Annotated in this window: 3 protein-coding genes; all 3 read left to right on the top strand. The window is 45.8% G+C overall.

The window, feature by feature from the left end; translation table 11 throughout:
- Positions 1-452, top strand: a 452-nt coding sequence (locus tag KGY70_16170; protein ID MBS3776734.1) for an OmpA family protein, incomplete at its 5' end; no start/stop codon positions are given.
- 56 nt (positions 453-508) lie between these two features.
- Complete coding sequence (locus tag KGY70_16165) at positions 509-4621, top strand: choice-of-anchor D domain-containing protein (protein MBS3776733.1); 4113 nt, start codon at positions 509-511, stop codon at positions 4619-4621.
- A 35-nt stretch (positions 4622-4656) separates the two neighbouring features.
- Entirely contained in the window at positions 4657-5424 is a 768-nt protein-coding gene (locus KGY70_16160) for an ankyrin repeat domain-containing protein (protein MBS3776732.1), read from the top strand.
- Positions 5425-5676: the final 252 nt, after the last annotated feature.

Below are 5676 nucleotides of genomic sequence, written 5' to 3'. Positions count from 1 at the left end.
CCGGTATTACCATTGGCTGCGACCGGTTTGCCCCCGCCGACTTAGAAACACGCTTCATAAAGAATATCCGTCTGGCGGAAGGGGCTGTGGAATTATATGATCGCATTCTGAGCGACGGGAAGATCGTATCCAACGGCATCCGCTTTGATGTCAATAAAGCCACTTTGAAGCCTGAATCGATGGGGGTGATCAATGAGATATACCAACTCATGGGCGAACATCCTGAGCTCAATTTCAGCGTAGAGGGCCATACCGACAGCGACGGGGAAACGGATTTCAACCAGACCCTTTCGGAACAAAGGGCAGAGACCGTATGCAACAAGCTGATGCAGATGGGTATTGATTCTGCCAGATTCGCCACCAAAGGCTTTGGCGAAACGATACCGGTTGCTCCCAACGATACCCCGGAAGGCAAAGCCACCAACCGTCGGGTGGAGTTTGTGAAGATGTGATCGTTTCAGTAAAGATGAGTTCGAGCAATGATCAGGAGTTTCTAAAACCTTCCCATATGAAAAAGAAACGTTTACCTTCTGTTCTATTTATCTGTCTTTTGTTATTGGGAATAAATATCCCGACCCACCTTTTCGGTCAATGGGAGAAAGAGCTGGTTGGATTTGGAGCCGGCGGCTCTATAGCGTCCGATACGACAGGGAATATCCATCTATGTTGTCTTACAGAACCCTATGAAGGCGATTTGGTATATGCATTCCGACAGGAAGATGAATGGATAAAGGATACCCTTGTTCGCTCAGGTATCGTATCCCAATGTGAAGCTGTTGTAGATAAAGACAACATACTACATGTAGCTTATGTTGAAGCAAACTGGAATACAGATGAATTCACCCTGAAATATATGTCCAATGGAGGTACCGGCTGGTCAATACCTGAAACCGTTACTTCAAATGACCTGGGGATTACTGCCTTTTCCCTCGATGTGGATGGGGAGGGATATCTGCATATGGGATATATTAAGTCTTTCGGCATAGCTTCAAATGGGCCGCTCTTCTATTATACAAACCGATCGGGGCAATGGCAGGAGAGGGTGATCTCTGACCTGTATGAAGATTATGCCTATAACTCCACTTCCGTGGCGGCTGATGATGACGGCTATGCACATTTTGCCTTTTACAATTGGGGTTTACCGCAGGGTCCGGCCTATCAGACCAACGCCCCTGATGGGAACTGGACTGATGTGATCTCCATTCAGGACAACTGGAGCGGTGGACAGATGGAACGCATGGTGATCGATATTGCGGTCGATTCCGAAGGCATCCCCCATATCAGCTACGTGGGATCGGATGATGGGGAGTCCTTGGAAAATCATCGGTATGCAACAAAAGCAGGTGCCGGTTGGATTTCTGAGCATGTTGATGACGGAGACTGGTATAGCGGGGGCCATGCCATTGCTGTTGACTCAAACGGGAACAGCCACATGACTTATTATCACCTGAAATCGGAAGAACTCCGCTACGCAATGAATGCCACCGGATCATGGTCTTATGAAATTTTGGATACCTGTGAGAGTACCGAAGGATCGGTTGATATCGTCATTGATGCCGAAGGGTTTGCCCATATCTGTTACCAGCAAAATCCGGAAAATATCTGGTATGTCACCAACCACGTGGAAGTGCCGGCACCACATATAACCCTGTCACCGGAACACCTGTCTTTTGGTACCATTGACACCGGCGAAGTCGCCATAGATTCGGTTTATATTAAAAATTACGGGGTGCTGGACCTGCATATCCAGGAGGTCTATTTTGCCGGAGGAGATTCGGCCGAATTTTCAATTGATCATTCCTGTAGCACTATAGCCCCGGGTGATTCCTGTAAGGTACGGGTCACCTTTGCCCCGGAAATTATTGGAGAAAAGCAAACTACCCTGATCATTGAATCTGATGACCCGGATACACCTTTGATCACTGCAACAATCAACGGTCGGACTCCATATCCTGTTATTGCTACAGATCCTGATAATCTCGAATTTGAATCTCTTGAAGTAGGCGAGATTGATTCATTAGATCTGATCATAGAAAATAATGGTGATGCCGAGCTTGTTATTGACTCAGTTCGAATTACCAATGACCAATCCGACGCATTTTCTTACAGGTCATCATGCGTCACCATTGCACAGAATACCAGCTGTAAGATGAAGGTGGTTTTCGAGCCTTCGGAACCCGGGATGCATACAGCGGAGCTTCTTATTTATTCCAACGATCCCTACAATCCTGAAGTGAGTGTTTCCATACTGGCCCGAACCCCTTCAGCCCGGCTGGAAATTCAAACAGAAGTGTTGGACTTCGGATCAGTGCCTGTCGGTAACCTGGCTACTGAACAGCTACTGCTACAAAATACCGGAGAACGCCAGTTGAACATTTCATCCGTCAACATTTCCGGACCCAACGTCTCATTGTTTCACTGTTCTAATAAATGTGGCGTGATATCACCTGAAGGTTCATGTACTATTGATCTTACCTTCCAACCCCAGTCGGTGGGCCCGAAATCTGCTGTGCTTGAGATCTCTTCCAACGACCCGGATCAGCCTGTATTCAGCGTTTCGCTCCGGGGAACGGGAGGTGAACTCCATAACGGTTCTTATACTTACGGTACAGGTATTGAGGAAAGCAATACATATTTTTATGGGCTTGACACACTCTCCACCGGAGAAATTTTAGTATGGGGTAAGACCGGCCTGATGGCTTATCTGGCAGGACTTTCAACAAACGGAGATATCTTATGGCAGGAGGCTTACAAACCGGATAGTGAACCAGGGTGTATATACGCTGCACAAGAGACATGGGACAAGGGTTATATAACTGCTGGATCCTCCGGCGCAAAACGGTGGATTGCCCGTCTGGATCACAACAGGGAAATCATCTGGCAGAAGAGGGTAGACGAAGAGTATTCCGGAAGGATAAATGATGTACAAGTCACCTCTGACAGTTGTTTCATTGCCTGTGGTCGGACGATACCGGGAATCCCTCACCCTTATGATCCTGATATCTGGGTGGGAAAATTTGACTCAATGGGAACACTTCTCTGGCAAAAACGGATGGGGGAAATGATAGATTATGAAAATGCAGCCGCTGTTCTGGAAACGATTTCCGGTGACTTTTTAATAGCGGTTAATGGCATGAACTTTATGGAAAACCACCCGGATGGAGGGTATTTGTTAGGTGGAGACATTAAAGGAGGATTCATAAGATTAGATGCAAATGGTGATCTTATATGGCAGAAAAAAGGTGCTCGATCATTGGTATATAATGATTTTTGCCTTCTATATATGAATGAATCTGGTAATGCATTATGGCAATACACATACCCACAACCTTACATTCTGAAATGGATATCTGATATAGATATGTCATCCCCCAATAATATTTATACCCTTGGAAGCATAAACCGACATGATAGTCTGGGAAGTCCTTATGAAAATATGCTTCTCATGAAATTAACGACAAGCGGAGAAATCATCTGGCAGAAAGAATTTACAGCCCGGAAAGACCAGATTGGTGCAGGCTTGATCGTAAGCCCACACGGATCAATCGTTAGTGCCGGCAGCTATCAGTTTGACGTGTATGAAAGAGATGGCTGGTTAACTATGATCAGTACGGATGGTTATCTGGATGGATGTGCTTCCGGTAATTTGATCAATAGTAATGCAATCAGAGAAAGTACATCCCAAACCTTCGAAAACTCTTCATTGCCTGTTAATACTCCCCCGGATAATTTCATAGATGGTTCCATGGTTCAATCAGAAATAGAACTTGTAAAAGAAACTACATGCACCGGTATTCCCACAGATATGGACTATGATGGGGTTGATGACGCTGAGGAATCCGGTGTGGACGGTCAGGATGGCGAGTACGACGGAAATAAGGATGGTCTGCCTGATGCACAACAGGGTTATGTGGCTTCACTCCACACGTATGATGGCACTGAGTATGTCACTATTGAAACGTCTGCCGGCATACAACTCGAGGATGTGTCTGCTGAGGATAACCCCAGCCCGGATGATCAACCGGAGGATTTCGAATTTCCGATCGGATTCTTTGACTTTACCCTTACCGGAACAGATACTGCCGGCTCAGCATCTGTTACTTTACATATACCCGATGGAATGGCACCGGAGACATACTACAAATACGCCCCAACCCAGGATAATCCTGATCCCCACTGGTACGAATTTCTATATGATGGGGAAACCGGTGCAGACATAAAACAGGACCGCATTATTCTCCACTTTGTGGATGGGGCCAGGGGGGATGAAGACCTGGCTCAAAACGGCATCATCAAAGATATAGGCGGGCCGGCCATGCAGAAGGAGGTTATCGGGATAATACAGCCGGATTCATTGTCTGTTTCAAAAAGCATAACGAATTATCCCAACCCATTCAGTGTTTCTACCCGTATTGGCTTCGATCTACCTGAAGCAGTACACGTTAAAATTGAGATTTATAATCTATTGGGCCATAAAATCAGAACGTTGATCAATAAAAGGATGGCACCGGGTTATCACGAATTGGAATTCCGTTCGGAATCGCTGCCGGCCGGGGTGTATTTCTTCCGTATAGAAGCAGGCGCATATAAAGATACCCAAAAGATGATATTGATAAGATAAGAATCAATACAATTTATAATAATAAAGAAAGAAAGATGAAGTACATTAAACCTATTATCCTGGGCATTTTCGGATTATTCCTGTTTTTTGATTCACCTGGTCAGGATATATCCGTGGCCATGAGGCACATTTTCATGCGCCAGTACGACTCGGCTAAAATCGTTATCAACAATGGTGTTGATGTAAACCAAAGGGAACGCGGCAGCTATCTGGTCAACACGGCTTGTTACCGCGGAAACCTGAATATGGTTCAATTTCTTCTTGATAAAGGTGCCCGTGTGGACGTGATTGCCGATGATGGAGCTACCCCATTGGTATGGGCAGGAAAAGGCGATAAAACCGGCGATATAGTGAGGCTGTTGCTGGAAAAGGGAGCAGATGTAAATGCAGAAAATAAGCTGGGAACCTCTGCTTTTGACAATGCGGTGCGTAGCTATTGTGTATCCAAAGAGCCACCTGCTATCAGGGTGCTGGAAATACTGGTCTCTCATGGGGCTGATGTGGATAATCCTATTCCCGAAGGAGAGGCAGCAGGTTATACCAATCTGGCCGCTGCCATCATCTGGGAAAAGCCCGAATTATCCAAATTCCTCATTGATCATGGAGCAGATGTGAACCATGTAGCCGGGGATGGCAACACCCCTCTGATGTTGGCCTGCAGGGAAGGATATTTGGACCAGGTCAAATTATTACTTGACGCCGGCGCCAGAAAAGATGGCCTGAATAAAGACGGGAAAACCGCCATGCAACTGGCAATAGATAATGAACACCAGGAGATTGTCGATTACCTGAGCGATCGGTAATTTCAGTCTGCAGGTAGCAGGGGTTTTATTGATTGCTCGTCTTTTGGGATCGTCAGGTAGGGGTTTTCACAATATTAGGAGAAGGCCATATTTGACACCCCACAACAGCATGCGTCAATGAATGGAATAGATTGACTTACAGGATTCTTGATTAACAAATAAATTAACCAACATGAAAATTTCTACCCATAATTGGCTTTTTGCAACCACCTTTTTTGTTGCATTATTGCTGGGCAATGCTTTATATGCCCA

The organism is Bacteroidales bacterium, assembly GCA_018334875.1.
Taxonomy (GTDB): Bacteria; Bacteroidota; Bacteroidia; order Bacteroidales; family UBA12077; genus JAGXLC01.
This window is presented reverse-complemented; position numbering and strand designations above follow the sequence as displayed.

Excerpts from the sequence above, each read along its gene's own strand:
- KGY70_16160 (MBS3776732.1), top strand. The coding sequence starts at position 4,657 with ATGAAGTACATTAAACCTATTATCCTGGGCATTTTCGGATTATTCCTG.
- KGY70_16165 (MBS3776733.1), top strand. The coding sequence starts at position 509 with ATGAAAAAGAAACGTTTACCTTCTGTTCTATTTATCTGTCTTTTGTTA.